Annotated in this window: 20 protein-coding genes; 5 read left to right on the top strand and 15 right to left on the bottom strand. The window is 74.3% G+C overall.

The features are described 5' to 3' along the window. Positions 1-175 precede the first annotated feature (175 nt). The 5 genes from I601_RS14460 to I601_RS14440 are packed head-to-tail and all read right to left on the bottom strand — an operon-like array spanning position 176 to position 3,780. On the bottom strand, positions 176-601 hold the full coding sequence (locus I601_RS14460; protein WP_068111120.1) for a hypothetical protein: 426 nt from the start codon (positions 599-601) through the stop codon (positions 176-178). Then, on the bottom strand, positions 598-1,806 hold the full coding sequence (locus tag I601_RS14455) for a molybdopterin-dependent oxidoreductase (protein ID WP_068111117.1): 1,209 nt from the start codon (positions 1,804-1,806) through the stop codon (positions 598-600). Before I601_RS14455 ends, I601_RS14460 begins: the two co-directional genes overlap by 4 nt. Next, complete coding sequence (locus I601_RS14450; RefSeq protein ID WP_068111114.1) at positions 1,803-2,450, bottom strand: class I SAM-dependent methyltransferase; 648 nt, start codon at positions 2,448-2,450, stop codon at positions 1,803-1,805. Before I601_RS14450 ends, I601_RS14455 begins: the two co-directional genes overlap by 4 nt. After that, positions 2,447-3,127, bottom strand: coding sequence for a TIGR04282 family arsenosugar biosynthesis glycosyltransferase (locus tag I601_RS14445; RefSeq protein WP_218917671.1), 681 nt, complete (start codon positions 3,125-3,127; stop codon positions 2,447-2,449). The genes I601_RS14450 and I601_RS14445 overlap by 4 nt, the downstream gene beginning before the upstream one ends. Next, entirely contained in the window at positions 3,124-3,780 is a 657-nt protein-coding gene (locus I601_RS14440) for a glycosyltransferase family 2 protein (RefSeq protein WP_068111108.1), read from the bottom strand. The genes I601_RS14445 and I601_RS14440 overlap by 4 nt, the downstream gene beginning before the upstream one ends. 54 nt (positions 3,781-3,834) lie before the next feature. Here I601_RS14440 and I601_RS14435 point away from each other — a divergent pair, with 54 nt between their 5' ends. Further along, a complete protein-coding gene (locus tag I601_RS14435) occupies positions 3,835-5,229 on the top strand; it encodes a hypothetical protein (protein ID WP_068111105.1) in 1,395 nt (464 codons plus the stop codon). A gap of 39 nt (positions 5,230-5,268) precedes the next feature. Here I601_RS14435 and I601_RS14430 read toward each other — a convergent pair whose 3' ends face one another. Genes I601_RS14430 through I601_RS14400 form a run of 7 tightly spaced genes read right to left on the bottom strand, consistent with a single transcriptional unit; the run spans position 5,269 to position 11,183 of the window. Beyond that, positions 5,269-6,312, bottom strand: coding sequence for an NAD-dependent epimerase/dehydratase family protein (locus I601_RS14430; RefSeq protein ID WP_068111100.1), 1,044 nt, complete (start codon positions 6,310-6,312; stop codon positions 5,269-5,271). Further along, positions 6,309-7,130, bottom strand: coding sequence for an S-methyl-5'-thioadenosine phosphorylase (locus I601_RS14425; RefSeq protein WP_068111097.1), 822 nt, complete (start codon positions 7,128-7,130; stop codon positions 6,309-6,311). Before I601_RS14425 ends, I601_RS14430 begins: the two co-directional genes overlap by 4 nt. A 5-nt stretch (positions 7,131-7,135) precedes the next feature. Next, entirely contained in the window at positions 7,136-8,440 is a 1,305-nt protein-coding gene (locus I601_RS14420) for an MFS transporter (RefSeq protein ID WP_068111093.1), read from the bottom strand. Further along, on the bottom strand, positions 8,437-8,640 hold the full coding sequence (locus tag I601_RS14415) for a DUF3046 domain-containing protein (protein ID WP_335582167.1): 204 nt from the start codon (positions 8,638-8,640) through the stop codon (positions 8,437-8,439). Before I601_RS14415 ends, I601_RS14420 begins: the two co-directional genes overlap by 4 nt. A 10-nt stretch (positions 8,641-8,650) precedes the next feature. Beyond that, complete coding sequence (locus I601_RS14410; protein WP_068111091.1) at positions 8,651-9,427, bottom strand: ABC transporter permease; 777 nt, start codon at positions 9,425-9,427, stop codon at positions 8,651-8,653. Next, positions 9,427-10,230, bottom strand: coding sequence for an ABC transporter permease (locus I601_RS14405; protein ID WP_068111088.1), 804 nt, complete (start codon positions 10,228-10,230; stop codon positions 9,427-9,429). Before I601_RS14405 ends, I601_RS14410 begins: the two co-directional genes overlap by 1 nt. Continuing rightward, complete coding sequence (locus tag I601_RS14400; protein WP_335582166.1) at positions 10,227-11,183, bottom strand: ABC transporter ATP-binding protein; 957 nt, start codon at positions 11,181-11,183, stop codon at positions 10,227-10,229. Before I601_RS14400 ends, I601_RS14405 begins: the two co-directional genes overlap by 4 nt. Before the next feature lie 91 nt (positions 11,184-11,274). Between I601_RS14400 and I601_RS14395 the strand changes: the two genes are divergently transcribed. The 3 genes from I601_RS14395 to I601_RS14385 are packed head-to-tail and all read left to right on the top strand — an operon-like array spanning position 11,275 to position 17,335. Beyond that, on the top strand, positions 11,275-11,778 hold the full coding sequence (locus tag I601_RS14395) for a GNAT family N-acetyltransferase (RefSeq protein WP_084527653.1): 504 nt from the start codon (positions 11,275-11,277) through the stop codon (positions 11,776-11,778). 60 nt (positions 11,779-11,838) lie between these two features. Then, complete coding sequence (locus tag I601_RS14390) at positions 11,839-16,503, top strand: ATP-dependent helicase (protein WP_068111082.1); 4,665 nt, start codon at positions 11,839-11,841, stop codon at positions 16,501-16,503. Beyond that, positions 16,496-17,335, top strand: a complete 840-nt coding sequence (locus I601_RS14385; RefSeq protein WP_068111079.1) for a DNA-formamidopyrimidine glycosylase family protein — start codon at positions 16,496-16,498, stop codon at positions 17,333-17,335. The genes I601_RS14390 and I601_RS14385 overlap by 8 nt, the downstream gene beginning before the upstream one ends. Before the next feature lie 324 nt (positions 17,336-17,659). Here the strand turns inward: I601_RS14385 and I601_RS14380 are convergent, their stop codons facing one another. The 3 genes from I601_RS14380 to I601_RS14370 all read right to left on the bottom strand — a co-directional run bounded on the left by I601_RS14380 (position 17,660) and on the right by I601_RS14370 (position 18,911). Then, positions 17,660-18,022, bottom strand: coding sequence for a hypothetical protein (locus I601_RS14380; protein WP_068111076.1), 363 nt, complete (start codon positions 18,020-18,022; stop codon positions 17,660-17,662). Positions 18,023-18,027: 5 nt separating this feature from the next. Beyond that, positions 18,028-18,339, bottom strand: coding sequence for a helix-turn-helix domain-containing protein (locus tag I601_RS14375; RefSeq protein WP_068111074.1), 312 nt, complete (start codon positions 18,337-18,339; stop codon positions 18,028-18,030). 80 nt (positions 18,340-18,419) lie between these two features. Then, positions 18,420-18,911, bottom strand: a complete 492-nt coding sequence (locus I601_RS14370) for a CinA family protein (protein WP_068114982.1) — start codon at positions 18,909-18,911, stop codon at positions 18,420-18,422. A gap of 31 nt (positions 18,912-18,942) precedes the next feature. Between I601_RS14370 and I601_RS14365 the strand changes: the two genes are divergently transcribed. Further along, entirely contained in the window at positions 18,943-20,736 is a 1,794-nt protein-coding gene (locus I601_RS14365; protein ID WP_068111071.1) for a glycoside hydrolase family 15 protein, read from the top strand. The last annotated feature ends 29 nt before the right edge of the window (positions 20,737-20,765 follow it).

The raw sequence follows: 20,765 nt of genomic DNA, 5'->3' as shown, positions 1-20,765 counted from the left end.
GTGGTCTGTCGTCGTGGCCGACGCTAGAGGGGACCACCGACAAGACCGGGCCGGGAGCCCGGGCCTGTGGGGAACGGCGTCCTGCGCGTCACCTGTGCACCTACTGTAGGCCGAACACCTGTTCGAGGTGGGAGGCAGGGTCGGCGTGTCGCCCGGCCGGCCGGGCGAGCGGGTCTCAGGGACGCGCGTGCCGGGCGCGGAGGAGGCGCACGGCCACCCCGACGAGCACGCCCGCGGCCACCAGCGCCGCCAGCACCCACCACCCGGCGACGTAGTCGCGGTCGAGCAGCGTCTCGTTGGTCGGGTCGGTGTCGCGCCCCCAGCTGCCGAGCACGGGCACCGCGACCAGGCTCAGGCTGCCGAGCACGACGGCGCCCACCACGACCGGGGCCCGGGCCACGGCCGGGACCAGCCGGGCGAGCACCAGCCCCGCGAGCAGGAGCACGGCTGCGAGCAGCACGTCGTGCACCAGCACCGCACCCCCGGCCCACACGGCGGCGTCGAGCACGTCGGCCGGCTCGCGGCGCGACCAGAGCAACCAGGCGCCGTACGCCGTCACCGACGCGCCGGCGGCGCCGAGCAGGAGACGGCCGGGGCTCACGTCCGCACCTCGATGCGGCTCAGCCACTTGGTCTGCAGCACGCCGGGTCGGTTGGGTGCGATCAGGCGGGCCGGGTAGCCGTGGTCGAGGTCGAGCGGCGACCCGGCCAGGCCCAGCGCCACCAGGGTCCGGTCGTCGTCGACGAAGCCGCTCTGCAGCAGCGTCACCCGGAACGGCCCCGACTCCTGCAGCGAGGTGAGGACCACCTCGACGTCCTGGGGGGCCTCGACCAGGTCGAGGAGGTCGCGCAGCCGGACGCCGCTCCAGGTGCCGGAGGCGCTCCAGCCCTCGACGCAGGCGATCGGCAGCTCCTCGCTGCGCTGCGGCAGGGCCAGGAGGTCGTCGCGGTCCAAGGAGACGCTGCGCTCGCCGTGCACCACCTCGAGGCGGTACGCCGGGTCCTGTGCGGCCTCGGTGACCCCGGCGTCTTCGGCGGTCTTGTTGACCGGCACGCCCTGCGGGCCCTCGCCCGAGCGCACCGCCAGGACGGAGACCCAGCGCAGGAACGGCACCGTCGACCCTGCGGTCGCGAGCACCACCGCGCCGGTGGCCAGCCACGTCGCCCGCAGGAGGCCGCGGCGGCCCAGGGCACCGGGTCCGGCCGCAGCCGGCTCGGCCGCGCCCGGCTCGGCCGCGCCCGGCTCGGCCGCGCCGGGCCGGTCGAGGGTGGTGTCGTCGACGTCGTGGGTCAGCGCGTGCCGCACCAGCGGCAGCTTGACCGCGACGTGCAGGACCAGCGATCCGATCGCGATCCAGGCCATCGCGTAGTGGGTGGAGCGGAAGGAGAACGCCCAGGGGTACCAGTGGCTGATGTTCTGCAGCCCGGTGACCAGCAGGAACAGCGCGGCGCCGACGAGCAGGAGGATCGAGAGCCGCTCGGCGAGCTCGACCGCGAGGCGGCGCAGGCGCAGGGACGGGCGGGCCAGCAGCAGCGGGTAGACGGTCCAGAGCTTGACCAGGAGCAGCGGCACCGCGGCGGTGCCGCTGATGATGTGCAGCCCCTGGGTGAGTCGGTAGCCCCACGCGGGACTGGTCGGGAACGGGACCGGCTGGGTGGGGTTCTGGGCGTAGTGGCTGACCAGCCCGGTCAGGAAGGCCAGCGCGAAGCACACGCCCAGCACGGTGCCGACCCGGGCCGCGACCGCGGCACTGCGCAGCCGGGTCGAGAAGGAGCGTTCGTCGGGCAGCCGCAGTGATGCGCTCATCCGCGCACCTGCAGCACGGAGACCCAGCGGTCGCCGCTGCCCACGCCGGTGCAGGTCGTCACTCCCAGACCGGCCTTGGCGGCGACGGTCGCGATGTCGTCGGCCCCGACCACCGACCAGCGGAAGGGACGGCTGCGCGCCTCGCCGGCCTCGAGGGTGACCCACCGGGTGCTCAGCGCCGTCCCGGGCGCCGCGACCTCGACCACGACGCGGCCGAAGCTCCCGAGGAGCTCGCGCGAGCGTCGCAGCAGCGCCACCGGGTCGCCGCCGATGCCGACGTTGCCGTCGGCCAGGAGCACGGTCTCCCAGCGCCCCTCGTCGGGCAGGGCGTCGTAGAGGTCGCGCAGCAGCGCCGGGACCCCGCGCTGCCGGGTCTGCTCGACGGCCTCGGGGACCACGTCGATCCCGAGGACCTGGTGGCCCATCCGGGCCAGGCTCGCGGTCATCCGGCCGGGGCCGCACCCGATGTCGAGGGTGGGGCCGCTGCAGTGCGCCAGCACGGCGAGGTCCTGCTCGTCCGCCTCGCGGGTCCACTCCCCCATCGGCAGGACGGAGGGCCCGTCGTCGAGGCCGACGACCCGGCACGGGATGCCCTGCAGGGCACGGGCGAAGACGGTCGAGAACGGTTCGTCGCGCTGGATCATCGGGGCACCAGCACCTTCCACGAGGCGGCGAACCGGGCGCCGGGCGCGGCGTCGGCCAGGAGGGCCTCGGCGTCGGCGACGGTGTCGACGTCGAGCAGGGTGGCGGTGCTGCCGACCCGCAGGCCCGCGGCCTCGAGCGCGGCGCGGGTGTCGTCGTACGTCGTCGGCGTGGACATCTCGACCCCGACCAGCGCCTGCGCGGCGAGCGGGTCCCGCAGCGCGAGCACCCACCAGCCGCCGTCGTCGGCGGGGCCCAGGACGGCGTCGTGGTCGGCGAGCCCGGCGGCGGCGTCGAGGAGCAGGGCGGGCGTCACCTGCGGGGTGTCCATGCCGACCTGCACGACCGGGCCCGGGCCGGTGGCGGCCACCGACGCGTGGGCGTGGGCCAGGCGCTCGTCGAAGCCGTCGCCGCGCTGCGGGCTGGTGGTCCAGCCGGCGCTCGCGGCCACGAGCTCGTCGGCGCGCACGCCGTCGGCGAGGTCACCGGCCAGGTCGAGGTGGCAGTGCTTGGCGCCGACGGCCTCGGTGCACGCGGCGAGGGTGTCCAGGAGGCAGGCGGCGGCCACCTCGGCGGCCGCCTCGAGCCCGATGTCGGCCCCCAGGCGGGTCTTGACCTTCCCGGCCACGGGCGCCTTCGCGACGACCAGCATCCGGGGCAGCATCCGGGGAGGGGTCACGAGAGCACCCGCCAGAAGTCGCGGGCGGTGCGCACGGTGCCCTTGACGGACCCCGAGACCTTCGACCGGGTGCCCTCGGCCCGCGGGTGGTAGCCGATGTCGCGCTCGGAGACCCGCCAGCCGGCGAGGGTGAGCTTCTGCAGCAGCTCGACGGGGTAGCCGAAGCGGCGGTCCTCGACCCCGAGGTCGATCAGGGCCTGGCGACGGGCCACCCGCATGGGGGCGATGTCGTGCGCGTCCATCGCGATCCTCCGTCTCAACCAGGCGACGATGAGAGCATTGCCCATCCGGGCGTGCCAGGGCCACACCCCTCGTGCCACCGGGCGCCGGCGACCCACTGCGACGTCGGCGCGGCCCGACGCGACGTCGTCGAGCAGCGCCAGCAGCTCCGCGGGGTCGAAGCTGCCGTCGCCGTCCATGAACGCGACGTACTCGTGGGTGGCGGCCATCAGGCCGGTGTGCACGGCCGCCCCGTAGCCCGGCACGCTCTCGCGGACCACCTGCGCACCCAGCCGCTGTGCCACCTCGGCCGTGGCGTCGCGCGAGCCGTTGTCGACGACGATCACCGAGAACTCCTCCGGGATGAGCGGGAGCAGTGCCTCGAGGGCGGGTGCCTCGTCGCGGCAGGGCAGGACGAGATCAGCGACAGCCATGCCCCGACCCTAGGGGCGGGCCCCCAGTGCCGGCCTCGCCTCTAGGGTCTGGGCATGCCCTCACCCCCCGCCGCGCCCGTACGCCGCTCGCGGGCGGCCGGCACCGGGCTCGCGCTGGCGCTGCTGCTGGTGCTGGCCGCGTTCGCGCTGCCGGTGCTGCTCGACTGGGAGACCTGGAGCCGGGCCAGCCGCTCGGCGCACCCCTGGGCGGCACCGCCGCTGCACGGCTTCTGGGAGCCCAAGCTCGTGGGGCCCGGGACCGCACCGACGCTGCTCGTCGCGCTCCTGGGCTGGGCGTGGTTCCCCCGCTTCGCCGCCTCCGCGTCGTGGGGCCGGCTCCTGGCGGTGTCCTACGTGCTGGCGCTGGCCTGGATGCTCTCGCTGGCCCTCGTCGACGGCCCCGAGGGGATCTCGCGGGTCCTCGACCACTCCTCGGAGTACCTGCCGAGCGCGCGCGAGGTCGACGACGTCCCGGAGATGCTGCGCACCTACATCGACCGGATCCCCTACAGCCACCCCGACAACTGGCCCACCCAGGCCGCCGGGCACCCGCCGTTGGCGCTGCTGTTCTTCGTCGGTCTGGTCCGGGTCGGGCTGGGCGGGTCGCTGGCCGCCGGTCTCGTCGTCACCGTGGTGGGCGCCACGACCGTGGTCTCGGTGCTGGCGCTGGTGCGCTCCCTGGGCGCGGAGCGGCTCGCCCGCGACGCGGCACCGTTCCTGGTCCTCTCCCCCGCCGCGGTCTTCATGGCCGTCTCGGCCGACGCCGTCTTCGCCGCCGTGCTGGCCGCCGGTCTGGCGCTGCTGGCCCGGGCTGCGGTGAGCACCGGTCGCGCCTGGCTGCCCTGGTCGGTGGGGGCGGGCCTCGTCCTGGGCAGCGGGGTGCTGCTGTCCTACGGCATGGGCCTGATGGGGCTGGTCGCGCTCGCGGTCCTGCTGGCCGCCCGCTCGTGGCGCCCGCTGCCGGTGGTGGTCGCAGCCGCGCTCGTCCCCGTGCTGCTGATGGCGCTCGCGGGCTTCGCCTGGTGGGAGGCCTACCCCGTGCTCACCGAGCGCTACTGGGAGGGCATCGCCGCCGACCGGCCCGCCTGGTACTGGATGTGGGGCAACCTGGCCGCGCTCGCCGTCAGTGCGGGTCCACTGGTGGGGGCCGGTCTCGCGCACGCCGCCCGGCGTGCCCGCCGCAGTCCCGACGGGCGCCCCGACCAACGCCCGGAGGCGCGCCCCGACACGCGCATCGTGGCGCTGCTGGTCCTCGGCGCGGTGCTCGCCGTCCTGGTCGCGGACCTGTCGCGGATGAGCAAGTCGGAGGTCGAGCGGATCTGGCTGCCGTTCATCCCGTTCCTGACCCTGGCGGTCGCGCTGCTGCCCTCCGGGTGGCGCCGGTGGGGCCTCGCCCTGCAGATCGTCTGGGCGGTGCTGGTCCAGCACCTGCTCTACACGTCCTGGTGAGGGACATCTGCGCCGGCTCGGCGAGACATCTGGGCCGGGTCAGGCTCGCAGGGGGGCGGTGGCGAAGGCGGCCAGGCCGACGTCGGGGTGCACCGTGGCGGTGAAGCCCAGCTCGTCGGCGGCCCGCTGCGGGGACGCCACGATGTGCCGGACGTCGCCGAGGCGGTAGCCGCCGGTCACCTCAGGCTCCAGGTCGCTGCCGGTGCCGCGGGCGACCAGGGTCGCGACGTCGCGGATGCCCACGGGGTGCCCGGAGGCGACGTTGTAGGCGCGGTGGTGGCCCTGGGGCGCCTCGAGCACCGCTCGCAGCGCCGCCACGTTGGCCCGGGCGACGTCGTCGACGTGCACGAAGTCGCGCATCTGCGCGCCGTCCTCGTAGACCTTCGGCGCCTCGCCGCGCTCCAACGAGGAGCGGAACATCGCCGCGACCCCGGAGTACGGCGTGTCGCGGGGCATGCCGGGCCCGTAGACGTTGTGGTAGCGCAGCGACACCGCGGCGGCGTCGGCCTGGCGCACCCACGCGGTCGCGTAGTGCTCCTGCGCGACCTTGCTGGCGGCGTAGCTGGAGCGCGGCTCCAGGCGGGCGTCCTCGTCGACGAGCGCCCAGCCCAGCGGCTCGCCGCACACCGGGCAGGGGTTGCCGAACCGGCCGGCCTCGAGGGCCTCGCGAGGACGCGGCGGCGGCACCTGGTCGCCGTGCGTGGGGCAGGTGTAGCGGCCCTCGCCGTAGACGACCATGCTCGAGGCCTGGATCAGCCGGTGCACGCCGGCCTCGTGCATCGCGGCCAGCAGCACGGCGGTGCCGAGATCGTTGTGGGCGGCGTACAGCGGCAGGTCGGAGACGGTGACACCGGCGCCGACCATCGCGGCCTGGTGGCACACCACGTCGACGCCGTCGAGCAGGGCCGGCCAGGAGTCGGCGTCGCGGACGTCGAGCTGGTGGGTGCCGGACGGCGCGGTGACGGATCCGTGCGCCATCGGCAGCATCAGGTCGACGCGCACCACCTCGTCGCCCGACGCCTCGAGCCGGTCGCCGATGGCGCCGCCGATGAACCCGGCCGAGCCGGTGAGCAGGACCTTCACGGGAACACCGGCGCCGGGACCTCGCCCGGGATCGAGTAGGTCAGCTCGAGTCCGTCGGCCCAGGTCGAGCAGGAGCAGCCGTCGGGGTCGGGCAGCGCGGCGATCGCGTCGGTGAGCAGACCGGTCAGCCGCTCGAGGTTGGCCTTGAAGCGTGCGAAGACCTCCGCCTGGCCGACGCCCGCACCGCTCTCGGCGCCGGCGTCCATGTCGGTGACCAGCGCGATCGGGGTGTAGCACTGGCGCATCTCGCGGGCCAGCGCCGCCTCGGGGTGCCCGGTCATGTTGATCAGGGTCCAGCCCTGGTCGGCGTAGTGGCGCGACTCGGCGCGGGTGGAGAAGCGGGGGCCCTCGATGATCACCATCGTGCCGCCGCGGTGCACGTCGTCGGCGGTGCCGGCGACCGCCGCGGACAACCGGTCGCAGTAGGGGTCGCCGAAGGGCAGGTGCACCGCACCGCCCTCGACGTACGACGGGACCCGGCGGTAGGTGCGGTCGACCAGCTGGTCGGGCACCACCACGTCGCCCGGGGCCACCTCGGGCCGCAGCCCGCCCACCGCGCAGGGCGCCAGCACCTGGCGCACGCCCAGGGAGCGCAGCGCCCACAGGTTGGCGCGGTAGGGGATGGTGTGCGGCGCGTACTCGTGAGAGGTGCCGTGCCGCGGCAGGAACGCGACCCTGCGACCGGCGACGGTGCCGATCGCGACCGGCGCCGAGGGGTCGCCGTACGGCGTCTCGACGCGCACCTCCTCGGGGTCCTCGAGGAAGGAGTAGAAACCGGTGCCGCCGATCACGGCGATGTCTGCACGCGTCTGGCTCATGGCGCTCACTCTGTCAGGTGGCCCGGGTGCTCCGCGGCCGCCACGGGGGTGAGGCGGTGCGCGGCGACCGCGGCCGCCAGGACGGCCAGGCCCAGCGCGACGGTGCCCAGCGACAGGGCGCGGTAGCCGGCGAGCGCCACGACGACGCCGGCGAGCCCACCACCGGCCGCGGCGACCAGGTTCATCACCAGGTCGGCCGCGCCCTGGACGTCGGCGCGGGCGTCGAGCGGCGCGTGGTCGGCGACCAGCGTCGAGGCGGCGACCGTGGCGAAGGACCACCCCAGCCCGAGCAGGAAGAGGCCGCCGAAGATCTGCCACGACGAGCCCTCGGGGGCCGAGCCCGCGATGACGAGCGCGACGACGAGGACGACGCCGCCGGTGCCGAGGGTGACCGGGCGGCCGAGCGTGTCGGCCAGCCACCCCACGACGGGGGCGAAGGCGAACATGCCGAGGACGTGGACGCTGATGACGACACCGATGATGCGCAGCTCGGCTCCCCCGTGCTCCATGTGCAGCGGGGTCATCACCATCACCGCGACCATCGCGGCGTGCGCGCCGGCGAGGCCGACGACGGCGGCGACCAGGACCGGGCGCTCGCGCACGGCGGCGACCACCCGGCCCCACGAGGTGCCCGAGGGCACCTGGCCCGCGGTGCCGGCGACCTCGCGGGCCAGCAGCAGCGGGTCGGGGCGCAGCAGGGTGCTCACGAGGGCGGCGGCCAGCAGCATGCCGATGCTGCCCAGCGCGAAGGGGCCCGTCAGCTCGGGCAGCCCGAGCCACCGGGCCAGGGCCGCGGCGGGGCCGGTCAAGTTGGGGCCCGCGACCGCGCCGATCGTGGTGGCCCACACGACGATCGCCAGCGCCCGGCCGCGCTGGGCCGGCTCGGCGAGGTCGGTGGCGGCGTACCGGGCGGCGTTGTTGGCGGCGGTCGTCGAACCGAGCAGCACCGCGCCCAGCAGCAGCACGACCATCGAGTCGATGGTGCCGGCGACGACGGCGAGCACAGCACCACAGGCACCGAGGAGGTAGCCGGTGGTCAGCCCGAGGCGACGCCCGCGCATCGCCATCACCCGGGCCAGGACGTAGGAGGCCAGGGCGGCGCCGAGCACCTGGAAGGTCTGGGCCAGACCGGCCTGCCCGTCGCTGCCCGAGATGTCGCGCGCGAGCAGGGAGGCGGTCGCGATGCCGATGGTGATGCCCACCGCGCCGACCGCCTGGGTCAGCACCAGCACGGCGACGGTACGCCGCTGCACGGCCGCGACCGTGGTCGCTCCGAGGGGGTCCCCGGGGGTCGTGGTCGGTGCGGTCACCGGTAGCGCTCCGGCAGCTCGAGCGCGTTCCAGACCGCGGCCCACACCTGCTTCGGAGCGATGCCGGCCTCGAGGGCCTGGCTGGTGGTGCGACTGCCGAGCTCGGGCAGCACGAACAGCTCGGCCCAGGAGCCGGCGGACTCCTTGCCGAGGGCCTCGTCGAGCCGTGCCCAGAATTCCGTGTGCCTCACGGGCACCATGATGCGCTGCTCAGGTCAGCAGCAGCGAGTCGAGGCGCCGGCGGGCCACCAGCAGCCCGGCCACGCCCATCGCGACCAGGTAGACCACCGAGAACGCCGAGTCCCACGACACCGCGCCGGTGGTCAGCTCGCGGCACAGCACGACACCGCGGTAGAGCGGGGTCGCCTCCACGACCCAGCGCAGCACCCCGGGGTAGGTCGTGACCGGGAAGAAGGTCGCGGAGAACAGGAACATCGGCAGCGTCGTGAGGGTGACCAGCTCGAAGTCCTGCCAGGAGCGCATCCAGGTCGTCAGCGCCATCGCGACCCCGCCGAAGGCCAGGCCGATGAGCAGCGCCGCGGGGACCACCAGCACCGCCCACCACGACGAGACCAGGCCCATCGCCAGCATCACCAGCAGGAACCCGAGCGAGTAGACGCCGCCGCGCAGCAGCGACCAGGCCAGCTCTCCGCGGGCGATGTCGGTGGTGGTCAGCGGCGTCGCCAGCATCTGGTCGAAGAGCTTGCTGTACTTGAGCTTGAAGAAGAAGTTGAACGTCGAGTCGAGCACCGCCCCGTTCATCGCGGACGCCGCGAGCATGCCGGGTGCGACGAACTCGGCGTACGGGATCTCGCGACCCCCCACCTCGAAGCCGCTGATCAGCGCGCCGACGCCGACGCCGATGGAGAAGAGGTAGAAGACCGGCTCGAGGAAGCCGGTGGCGAAGATCCACCAGGCCCGCCGGTAGGCGATGAAGTTGCGCTGCAGGATCAGCCCCGTGGCCACCGCACCCGTGATCGGGGTCATCACAGGACCATCCGCCGGGTCAGGCGGCGCACGGCCCACCACCAGCCGAGCACGACGAGGACGGCGAGGTAGGCGACGTGCACCAGCACCATCGACCAGTCCGGCAGGCCCAGGACGAGCATCCGGGTCAGGTCCACGCCGTGCCACAGCGGCGTGGCCACCGCCAGCGCCTCCAGGGGTGCGTCGAGGTTCGAGACCGGGAAGAACGCGCCGGAGAAGAGGAACATCGGGATCATCCCGAGGCGGAACACGATCGAGAAGGCGCTCTCGTCGCGCAGGCCGGCCGAGAAGGCGTACAGGGGCGCGGCGAAGGCCATCCCGATCAGCACCTGGGCCACGAACGCGGCCAGCACGCCCGGCAACGACGCGTAGACGCCGAACGGCGCGGTCACGGCCAGGAACACCGCCGCGGTGACCGCGACCCGGAAGGCCACGAAGCCGAGGTGGGCCAGCACCACGTCCGGCACGCTCAGCGGCGTGGCGGTCATCGAGTAGTAGGTCTTGTTCCACTTCACCATCGCCATGACGGGGTAGGTGACCTCACCGACGACCGTGGTCATCGACGTGGCGGCCACCATCCCCGGCACCACGAAGGCCAGGTAGGACGTCGCGCCCTCCAGCGTCTCGGCGTCGGCCTCGACGAAGCCGCCGAGCAGCACCCCCATCGCCAGCACGTAGAGCAGCGGGGTGACGAACGAGGAGACGATGCTGCCGCGCCAGGTGCGGCGGTAGACGGTCGCCCAGTAGTCGAGCAGGCGCAGCGCACCCTGGAGGGGGCCGGCCGGGGCGGTGCTGCCGCTCACTCGACCAGGGTCCGTCCGGTCAGGCGCAGGAAGACGTCCTCGAGGGTGGCGCGGCGCACCAGGGTCGCGGCCGGCTGCAGGCCGCGCTCGTGGACCTTGGCGATGGTCTCCTCGCCGTCGGCGGTGTAGAGCAGGAGCCGGTCCGGCAGCACCTCGACCCGCTCGGCCAGATCGGCGACCCGGTCGGCGACGCCCGCGTGGCTCTCGCCCTCGCGGGCCACCCCGAAGCGCAGCTCGGCGACCTCGCGGGTGGAGTGCTCGCGGATCAGCTGGAGGGGCGAGCCCTCGGCGACGATGAGACCCTTGTCCATCACCACGAGCCGGTCGGTCAGCTGCTCGGCCTCGTCCATGTAGTGCGTGGTCAGCACGAGCGTGACGCCCTGCTGCTTGAGCCGGAAGAGCCGGTCCCACACGACGTGGCGGGCCTGCGGGTCCAGCCCCGTGGTGGGCTCGTCGAGCAGGAGCACCTCGGGCCGGTTGACCAGCGACCGGGCGATGGTCAGGCGCCGCTTCATGCCGCCCGAGAGGTCCTCGACGCGGGCGCCGGCCTTCTCGGTGAGCTGGACGAAGTCGAGCAGCTCGTCGACCCGCTCGCGCACCTCGTGGCGCGACAGCCCGAAGTAGCGGCCGTACACGTAGAGGTTGTCGCGCACCGACAGCTCGGTGTCGAGGGTGTCCTCCTGCGGGCAGACCCCGATCCGGGCGCGGATCGACGGGCCGTCCACCGCGGGGTCCATGCCCAGGATGCGCAGCCGCCCGGCGCTGATCGGCGACACGGCCGCGACCATCCGCATCGTCGAGGACTTGCCGGCCCCGTTGGGGCCCAGGAAGCCGAACGCCTCCCCGCGCCGCACGTCGACGTCGATCCCGCGCACCGCCTCGAAGTCGCCGAAGCTCTTGCGCAACCCGGAGGCGTGGATCATGGAGTCCGGGTCGGGAGGGGCATCGGGCACGCGAGCACTCTAGGGGACACCCACCCCCACCAGCCGCTATCTTCGGCCCCGTGACGTCCCACCTGCTGCCCAGCCCGATCGGTGCTGCCTGATGGGCATCGCCGACGACGCCTCCCGGCTGGGCACCCTCGACGTCGCCGGCACGGCGTACGCCGTCACCCGTGCGCGCCGCGGCGACGTCGGGGCGCTCGTCGCCCTCCTCGCCGACGACGAGCTGGGCCGGCAGCGGGAGACCGCCGACCCCGAGCCCTACCTGCGCGCCTTCGCCCGCATCGACCGCTCCCCCGACCACCTGCTGGTGGCGGTGCGCGCGCCGGAGGGCACGGTGGTGGGCACCCTGCACCTGGTGATGCTGCCGGACCTCTCCCGCGGCGCCACGCTGCGGCTGCAGGTCGAGGCGGTCCGGGTGGCGACCTCGGTGCGCGACCTCGGTCTCGGCACCGCCCTGCTGGAGTGGGTGACCGGCTACGCCCGCAGCCACGGCGCCGGACTGGTGCAGCTCACCACCGACCGGGCACGCGAGGACGCCCGCCGCTTCTACGAACGCCTGGGCTACGTCCCCTCGCACGACGGGATGAAGCTGCACCTGGGCTGATCCCCGGCCCGGCCCTCCGGGGTGGGCGCGGGTGTCGGTGCGGTGCGACAGACTTGCGCCGTGCCCGACGTCGCTGCCGCCCACCCCGCACTGGACCGCTTCAGCGAACCGACGCGGACCTGGTTCCAGGCGGCGTTCGCCGAGCCGACCCCGGCCCAGGCAGGCGCCTGGGAGGCCATCGGCGCCGGGCGGCACGCGCTGGTCGTGGCCCCGACCGGGTCGGGCAAGACGCTGAGCGCCTTCCTGTGGTCGATCGACCGGCTGCTCACCGACGCCCCCCCGGAGGACAAGCAGCAGCGCTGCCGGGTCCTCTACATCTCCCCGCTCAAGGCGCTCGCGGTCGACGTCGAGCGCAACCTCAGGGCCCCGCTGACCGGCATCCGCCACACCGCCGCCCGCCTCGGCGCCGAGCTGCCCGAGGTCCGGGTGGGGGTCCGGTCGGGCGACACCAGCGCCGCCGACCGGCGCAAGATGGTCACCACACCGCCGGACGTCATGATCACCACGCCGGAGTCACTGTTCCTGATGCTCACCTCGCAGGCGCGCGAGGCGCTGCGCGGGGTGCAGACCGTGATCCTCGACGAGGTGCACGCCGTGGCCGGCACCAAGCGCGGAGCCCACCTCGGCATCTCCCTGGAGCGGCTCGACGCCCTCCTCGAGCGGCCGGCGCAGCGCATCGGGCTCTCCGCGACCGTGCGTCCCGTCGAGGAGGTGGCGCGCTACCTGGGTGGCACCGCCCCGGTCGAGGTGGTCGCCCCGCCCAGCGAGAAGCGCTGGGACCTCTCGGTGGTGGTGCCCGTCGAGGACATGACCAGCCCTGGCGGGACAGACGCCTCCGACGCGGACGACGAGGGCGCGGGAGAGCGGGTCTCGAGCATCTGGCCGCACGTCGAGGAGCGGGTGGTCGACCTGATCGAGCAGCACCGCTCGACGATCGTCTTCGCCAACTCCCGCCGCCTCTCCGAGCGGCTGACCGCCCGGCTCAACGAGATCGCCGCCCAGCGGGCCGGGGTCGAGGCCGAGCCCGGCGACCGGATCCCGGCCCAGGCCATGGGCCAGTCCGGGGCCACCGAGGGCAGTGCCCCCGTCATCGCGAAGTCCCACCACGGCTCGGTCTCCAAGGAGCAGCGGGCGCTCATCGAGGACGACCTCAAGCGCGGCCGCCTGCCCGCGGTGGTCGCCACCAGCAGCCTCGAGCTCGGCATCGACATGGGCGCGGTCGACCTCGTCGTGCAGATCGAGTCCCCGCCCAGCGTCGCCAGCGCGCTGCAGCGGGTGGGCCGCGCCGGCCACCAGGTCGGCGAGGTCTCGCGCGGCGTGCTGTTCCCCAAGCACCGCGGCGACCTCGCCCAGACCGCGGTGTCGGTCGAGCGGATGCGCGCGGGTGCGATCGAGTCGCTGCGGGTCCCGACCAACCCCCTCGACGTGCTGGCCCAGCACGTCGTGGCGATGACGGCGCTGGAGGCGTGGGGGGTCGAGGAGCTCTACGACCTGGTGCGACGCTCGGCCTCGTTCGCGGGCCTGCCCCGCTCGGCGTACGACGGGGTGCTCGACCTGCTGGCCGGGCGCTACCCCAGCGACGAGTTCGCCGAGCTGCGCCCGCGCATCGTGTGGGACCGGGTCACCGGCGAGCTGACGGGCCGGCCCGGCGCCCAGCGGCTCGCGGTGACGAGCGGTGGCACCATCCCCGACCGCGGCCTCTTCGGCGTCTTCCTCGTCGGGGGCGAGGGCCCCGGTCGCCGGGTCGGTGAGCTCGACGAGGAGATGGTCTACGAGTCCCGCGTCGGCGACATCTTCGCGCTCGGCGCCACCAGCTGGCGGATCGAGGACATCACCCACGACCGGGTCCTGGTCACCCCGGCGCCGGGCATCCCGGGCCGGCTGCCGTTCTGGAAGGGCGACGGCCTGGGCCGGCCCGCCGAGCTCGGCGCCGCGGTCGGCGCCTTCACCCGAGAGCTCGGCGCGCTGCCGAGGGCGAAGGCGGAGGCACGCGCCCGCGAGAACGGTCTCGACGAGTTCGCGGCCGGCAACCTGGTCACCTACCTGCACGAGCAGCTCGAGGCCACGAACCTGCTGCCCAGCGACACCACGCTCCTCGTCGAGCGCTTCCGCGACGAGCTCGGCGACTGGCGCCTGGTGCTGCACTCGCCCTACGGCACCCCTGTGCACGCGCCGTGGGCGCTGGCCATCAACGCCCGCCTGCGGGAGCGGTACGGCGTCGACGGCCAGGCCGTGGCCTCCGACGACGGCATCGTGATCCGGGTTCCCGACACCGACGCCGAGCCGCCGGGTGCCGACCTCGTGGTCTTCGAGCCCGACGAGGTCGACGACCTGGTCACCCAGGAGGTGGGTGGGTCGTCGCTGTTCGCCTCCCGCTTCCGCGAGTGCGCGGCGCGGGCCCTGCTGCTGCCGCGCCGTGACCCGGGGCGGCGCTCACCGTTGTGGCAGCAGCGCCAGCGCTCCGCAGCGCTGCTCGAGGTCGCCTCGCGCTACCCCTCGTTCCCGATCATCCTCGAGGCGGTGCGCGAGTGCCTGCAGGACGTCTACGACCTGCCGAGCCTGGTGGGGCTGATGCGCCGCGTGGAGCGCCGCGAGGTGCAGGTCGCCGAGGTCACCACCCACGCCCCCTCCCCCTTCGCCCGCAGCCTGCTCTTCGGCTACGTCGCCCAGTTCGTCTACGAGGGCGACTCCCCCATCGCCGAGCGCCGGGCGGCCGCGCTCTCCCTCGACCAGGGCCTGCTCGCCGAGCTGCTCGGGCGCGCCGAGCTGCGCGAGCTGCTCGACCCCGAGGTGCTCGAGGAGGTCGAGGCCGAGCTGCAACGACTCAGCGAGGACCGCCGGGCCCGCAACGCCGAGGGGCTCGCCGACCTGGTGCGCCTGCTCGGGCCGCTCTCCCGGGAGGAGGTGGTGGCCCGCTCGGTGCCCGGCGCCGACGTCGACGCCTGGGCCCAGGAGCTCACCGCCAGTCGCCGCATCGTCGAGGTCCGGATGGCCGGTGCCGAGCGGTGGAGCGCCATCGAGGACATCGGGCGCCTGCGTGACGGTCTCGGGGTGCCGGTCCCGCCGGGCACGCCCGACGCGTTCACCGACCTCGTCGAGGACCCGATCGGCGACCTGGTGGCGCGCCACGCCCGCACCCACGGCCCTTTCACCGTCGACGACGTCGCCGCCCGCCTGGGGCTGGGCACCGCCGTCGTCCGCCAGACCCTGCAGCGTCTCGGCTCCCAGGGCCGCGTGCTCGACGGGGAGTTCCGTCCCGCGGGCTCGGGCACCGAGTGGTGCGACGCCGAGGTGCTGCGCAAGCTGCGTCGCCGCTCGCTGGCCCGGCTGCGCAAGGAGGTCGAGCCGGTCGAGCCGGACGCCCTGGGCCGCTTCCTGGGCGCGTGGCAGCACGTGTGGGCCGCGGCGCCGTCCGCGGGCGGTCGCGCCGGCAGCGGTCGGGGCGGCCTGCGCGGCGTCGACGGCGTGCTGTCGGCGATCGACCAGCTCGCTGGCTGCCCGGTGCCCGCGTCGGCGCTCGAGCCGCTGGTCCTGGCCGCCCGGGTGCGCGACTACGAGGCGTCGTACCTCGACGAGCTCACCGCCTCCGGCGAGGTCATCTGGGCGGGGCACGGCACGTTGCCCGGCTCCGACGGCTGGGTCTCGCTGCACCTGGCCGACTCCGCCGACCTGACCCTGCCCGAGCCGCAGGCGCCCGAGCACTCCGAGGCCGGGCAGGCGGTGCTCGACGCCCTGGCCGGTGGCGGCGCCTACTTCTTCCGCCAGCTCGCCGACACCGTGCACGCCGCCGGCGTCGAGGCGAGCGACCCCGTGCTCTCCGCGGCGCTGTGGGAGCTCGTGTGGGCAGGTCGGGTCAGCAACGACACCCTGACGCCGCTGCGCGCCCTGACCCGTGGTGGCAACGCGAGCCACCGCACCCGACGCCCGCCGCCGCGGGCTCGGATGGGGCGCCCGAGGATGGGGTCGACGACCGGTTCCGGCGCCCGCCCGACCACCGCACGCACCGGCCCGCCCGAGACCGCCGGGCGCTGGGCGCTGCTGCCCGCGATCGACGCCGACCCGACCCGCCGGGCGCACGCCGTGGCCGAGCGGCTGCTCGACCGGCACGGCGTCGTCACGCGCGGGGCCGTCGTGAGCGAGCGCGTCCCCGGCGGTTTCGCCGCGGTCTACAAGGTGCTCTCCGCCTTCGAGGACACCGGCCGCTGCCGGCGTGGGTACTTCGTGTCCGGGCTCGGCGCCGCCCAGTTCGGCACCTCGGGCGCGGTCGACCGGCTGCGCACCTTCGCCGAGGGCGTCGCCCGTCCCGACAACGCCGGCGGCCGCGACGAGGCCCCGGTCGCCCTCGCCCTGGCCGCCACCGACCCGGCCAACCCCTACGGCGCGGCGCTGGCCTGGCCGACCCGCGAGGAGGGCGAGGCCGGCCACCGACCCGGGCGCAAGGCCGGGGCGATGGTCGTGCTCGTCGACGGGCGCCTGGTGCTCTACATCGAGCGCGGCGGCCGCACCCTGCTGACCTGGAGCGAGGAGGCCGATCTCCTGGGCCCCGCCGTCGCCGCCCTGGCCGCGGCGGCCGGCCGCGGCGCCCTGGGGCGCCTCACCGTCGAGAAGGCCGACGGGGAGCAGCTCCTGGGCAAGGGCGGGACCCCGCTGCGCGAGGCGCTGACACAGGCCGGCTTCGTCTCCACCCCGCGCGGGCTACGACTGCGGACCCCCGACCGTGCCTGAGGGCGACACCGTCTACCGGGCGGCCCGGCTGCTGGACCGGGCCCTCACCGGGCACACGCTCACGGTGGCGGACCTGCGGGTGCCGCAGCACGCGACCGCCGACCTGGTCGGCTCGCACGTCGAGGGCACCGCCTCGCGTGGCAAGCACCTGCTGACGAGGCTGCGCCCGCCCGTCGGTCCCCCGCTGACGCTGCACACGCACCTCAAGATGGAGGGCGCCTGGCGGGTGCTCAAGCAGGGCGGTCGGTGGCCGCGCCCGGCGCACCAGGCCCGCGTCGTGCTCGGCGACGACCGGGTCACCGCGGTCGGCTTCTCCCTCGGCATCGTCGCACTGCTGCCGACCGCCGAGGAGGACTCCGTGGTGGGCCACCTGGGCCCCGACCTGCTGGGTCCCGACTGGGACGAGCCGGAGGCGCTGCGCCGACTGCTGGAGGAGCCCGACCGCGAGGTCGGGGACGCCCTGCGTGACCAGACCCGGCTCGCCGGGCTCGGCAACATGTACGTCGCCGAGCTGTGCTTCGTCTCGGGCCTGCACCCCCGCCTGCCGATCGCCGACGTGGGCGGCCTGGCCCGGGTGGTGCGTCGCGGCCGGCAGATGCTCGAGCTCAACAAGGAGCGGGCGGTGCAGTCGACCACCGGCGACCTGCGCGAACGGGAGCGGATGTGGGTCTACCGCCGAGACCGCTCCCCCTGCCGGCGCTGCGGCACCCCGATCGCCGTGGCCCAGCAGGGACCGGCCGGGCGCGAGCGGGCGATCTACTGGTGCCCGCGCTGCCAGCCGGAGCCGGGGACCACTCCGGGTAGGGCTCTCCCAGGATCGTCGATCGGTTGATCAACGCATCCGCGAGCTCTTCGACCGATCGACGAACAGAGAACGTAGGTACCAGCGCCCCCCTCTGCGATTGAGGTGGGATACATCCAGCCGTGGAGACGCACGCTCATGCCGAGCCTCGGATAGTCGTGCGCGCGGGTCAGCGGTGACCCAGCAACCATGTGCCGACCGCATCCGGTTACCGATGCACCGCCGACCTGGCCGGACGGGGGCCAGCGGTGAACCGGCAACCGAACGGGCAGTCAGAACGGTTGCTGAAGCACCGCCCGGAACTGCCGCGATCCGCGCGCTTCCATGCCCATGGGAGCGTGGATCCATCACACCTCACTCGCAGAGGCGGGCGCGGCCCTCGTCGCGACTCAGATACCGAACCGGCTTGCCGAGCGACTCCGCGTAGGCGATCTCCCGCCGGGTCGACTCACCGACGTAGCCGCCGGGATCCACGATGTAGACCTCGTCAGCCATGCGGATCTTCTGGAAGTGCACGTCACCGAGCCGCCCCTTCAGGTCCGAGCCGTCGGCCGTCCAGTCGTAGCCCGGCAGATCGGGCAGGTGGAACATCCCGAGGCTGAGCACGACGCAACCTTCCATCGTGAGCCGCCGGTTGACCTCCGCGAACGCAGCCTCGAACGAGGTCGAGCCGCAGAGCGTGATGACTCTCGCCTCACCAGCGGCCGACTGCGGCACCTGGCTCAGGCGGCGGAGGCGACGACGCTGTCGCGTCGGGCGGCTGCGGGGCGCGGCACCATCGGTGTGGCCGCGGCCACGGCCTCCTCGAGGGCGACCGCGTCCGAGACCGAGCGCAGCACCGAGGACAGCGGTACCTCGAGGGCGTTGCAGAGCGAGGCGAGCAGCTCGGAGGACGCCTCCTTCTGCCCCCGCTCGATCTCGGAGATGTAACCGAGGCTCACGCGGGCCTCCGCGGAGACCTCACGCAGGGTCATGCCGCGCTCGACGCGCTGCGCGCGGAGCACGTCGCCGAGCAACCGACGAAACAGCACCATGCGGGGTTCTCCTGACTGCGGGCCTCGGGATCGGGCGTGCATGGGTGCCAACACTAGCGGAGCCCCCGTTCTTCCTCGGCTCACCCTGCCAGGATCTGCGTCAGCACCGACACCGCCTCGCGGCAGGTGCGACTGCGGACCTCGCTCCGGGTCCCGGGCAGCAGCAGCGGCACGGCCCGTTCCACCCCGGGGCCCACCACCCCCACGAAGACGGTCCCGACCGGGTGGCCCTCCTGGCGGTCCGGGCCCGCGACCCCCGTGGTGCTCAGTGCGTACGTCGCCCCGGTCACCGTCCGCGCACCCTGCGCCATCGCCACCGCGCAGGCCCCGGACACCACGCCGTGCTCGGCCACGAGCGCGTCCGGCACTCCCAGCAGCGACTGCTTGAGCTCGGTGGCGTAGGTGACCAGTCCGCCGGCGTAGGTCGCGGACGAGCCGGGCACGGCGGTGAACAGCCCGGCCAGCAGCCCCCCGGTCAGCGACTCGGCGGTGGCCAGTGTGGCGCCGCGCTCACGCAGCGTGGCGTGCAGCGCCCGCACGATCGCCTGGGTGGTCTCGTCGGTGTCGTCCACGTGCTGAGCGTGGCACACGTAGGGTCGCGACATGGCTCTGCGCATCGAGGACTACGCCCTCATCGGGGACCGACGCACGGCCGCCCTCGTGGGCCGCAACGGGTCGATCGACTGGTTGTGCCTGCCCCGCTTCGACTCCGCGGCCTGCATGGCGGCCCTGCTCGGCAGCGAGGAGCACGGGCACTGGCAGATCGAGCCCGCGGGCGAGTACGAGTCGAGCCGGCGCTACCTGTCCTCCTCCTCGGTCCTCGAGACCACCTTCCGCACCGCGACCGGCACGGTGACCCTCACCGACCTGATGCCCCGCGGCGACGGCCGCGCCGACGTCGTGCGCCGGGTGCGCGGCGTCGAGGGCACCGTGCGCCTGTGCCTGCAGTGGCGGGTACGGATGGAGTACGGCCAGGTGGTGCCGTGGGTGCGCCGGGAGGAGATCGGCGGCGAGCAGGTCATCACCGCCGTCGCCGGCCCCGACCTCCTGGTCCTGCGCGGTCCCCGGCTGCCCACCGCTCGCGACCACACGCACAACGACGAGTTCGACGTCGAGGCCGGCGAGGAGCTGACCTACTCGATGGCCTGGATGCCCTCGCACCGGCGCGTGGAGCACCTCGGCGAGCTCGACGACCGCATCCGCCAGACCATCGACCAAGACGAGGACTGGGCCCAGCTGTGCCGCACCGACCTGCGGCACCCCGAGGCCGTCAAGCGCTCGCTGCTGACCCTGCGCCTGATGACCCACGAGGCCACCGGCGGGATCGTCGCCGCCCCCACGACCTCGCTCCCCGAGGCGTTCGGCGGCTCCCGCAACTGGGACTACCGCTACTGCTGGCTGCGCGACGCGGCACTGACCCTGGCCTCCCTGCTGGAGGCCGGCTACTCGGACGAGGCCATGCTGTGGCGCGACTGGCTGCTGCGCGCCGTCGCCGGCGACCCGCACGACGTGCAGGTGATGTACGCCGTGGACGGCGCCCGCCGGCTCGAGGAGTACGAGCTCGACCACCTGCCCGGCTACGAGGACTCCCGTCCGGTCCGGGTCGGCAACGCCGCCGTCGGCCAGCTGCAGCACGACGTCATCGGCGAGGTGATGGATGCCCTCGAGCGGGTGCGCGGGGCCACCGACGAGGCCGACCCCAACGCCTGGGCCCTGCAGACGGCGCTGCTCTCCGGGCTGGCCGAGAACTGGCGCGAGCCGGACAGCGGGATCTGGGAGGTCCGGGGCGAGCCGCGCCACTTCACGCACTCCCAGGCGATGGTGTGGGTGGCCTTCGACCGAGCGGTGCGCGCGGTCGAGGAGCACGGGCTCGAAGGCCCCGTCGAGGAGTGGCGGCGCATTCGCGACGAGGTCCGCGAGGAGGTGCTGACCCGCGGCTACGACGAGGAGCGCGGCACCTTCACCCAGCACTACGACACCGACGAGGTCGACGCCTCGCTGCTGGTGCTCGGCGCGTTCGGCCTGGTCGACGGCGACGACCCCCGGATGCTGGGCACGATCCGCGCGGTCGAGGAGGACCTGATGCGCGACGGGCTGGTGCTGCGCTACCGCACCTCCTCGGGCGTCGACGGCCTCGACGGTGACGAGCACCCGTTCCTGGCCTGCTCGTTCTGGCTGGTGGAGGCCTACGCCGAGGCCGGGCGCATGGAGGACGCCACGGCGCTGTACGACCGGCTGGTGGGCCTGGCCAACGACGTCGGCCTCTACGCCGAGGAGTACGACCCGGCCACCGGCCGCATGGTCGGGAACTTCCCGCAGGCCTTCAGCCACCTCACGCTCACCCAGGCCGCCTTCGCCTTGGCCCGCAACAGCAACAGCCCGTCCGCACCTCGCTGAGCGGGGTGCGGACGGGCCGCTGAGCGGTC

It is taken from the genome of Nocardioides dokdonensis FR1436 (assembly GCF_001653335.1).
In the GTDB taxonomy this organism is placed as follows: domain Bacteria; phylum Actinomycetota; class Actinomycetes; order Propionibacteriales; family Nocardioidaceae; genus Nocardioides; species Nocardioides dokdonensis.
The sequence above is the reverse complement of the archived record's forward strand: the minus strand, read 5'-3'. Positions and strand labels throughout refer to the sequence as shown.

What these genes read in the sequence shown, in the direction of transcription:
- I601_RS14455 (WP_068111117.1), bottom strand. Translation starts at nt 1,806, where the DNA reads ATGAGCGCATCACTGCGGCTGCCCGACGAACGCTCCTTCTCGACCCGG.
- I601_RS14450 (WP_068111114.1), bottom strand. Translation starts at nt 2,450, where the DNA reads ATGATCCAGCGCGACGAACCGTTCTCGACCGTCTTCGCCCGTGCCCTG.
- I601_RS14440 (WP_068111108.1), bottom strand. Translation starts at nt 3,780, where the DNA reads ATGGCTGTCGCTGATCTCGTCCTGCCCTGCCGCGACGAGGCACCCGCC.
- I601_RS14435 (WP_068111105.1), top strand. Translation starts at nt 3,835, where the DNA reads ATGCCCTCACCCCCCGCCGCGCCCGTACGCCGCTCGCGGGCGGCCGGC.
- I601_RS14425 (WP_068111097.1), bottom strand. Translation starts at nt 7,130, where the DNA reads ATGAGCCAGACGCGTGCAGACATCGCCGTGATCGGCGGCACCGGTTTC.
- I601_RS14415 (WP_335582167.1), bottom strand. Translation starts at nt 8,640, where the DNA reads ATGGTGCCCGTGAGGCACACGGAATTCTGGGCACGGCTCGACGAGGCC.
- I601_RS14410 (WP_068111091.1), bottom strand. Translation starts at nt 9,427, where the DNA reads ATGACCCCGATCACGGGTGCGGTGGCCACGGGGCTGATCCTGCAGCGC.
- I601_RS14395 (WP_084527653.1), top strand. Translation starts at nt 11,275, where the DNA reads ATGGGCATCGCCGACGACGCCTCCCGGCTGGGCACCCTCGACGTCGCC.
- I601_RS14375 (WP_068111074.1), bottom strand. Translation starts at nt 18,339, where the DNA reads ATGGTGCTGTTTCGTCGGTTGCTCGGCGACGTGCTCCGCGCGCAGCGC.
- I601_RS14365 (WP_068111071.1), top strand. Translation starts at nt 18,943, where the DNA reads ATGGCTCTGCGCATCGAGGACTACGCCCTCATCGGGGACCGACGCACG.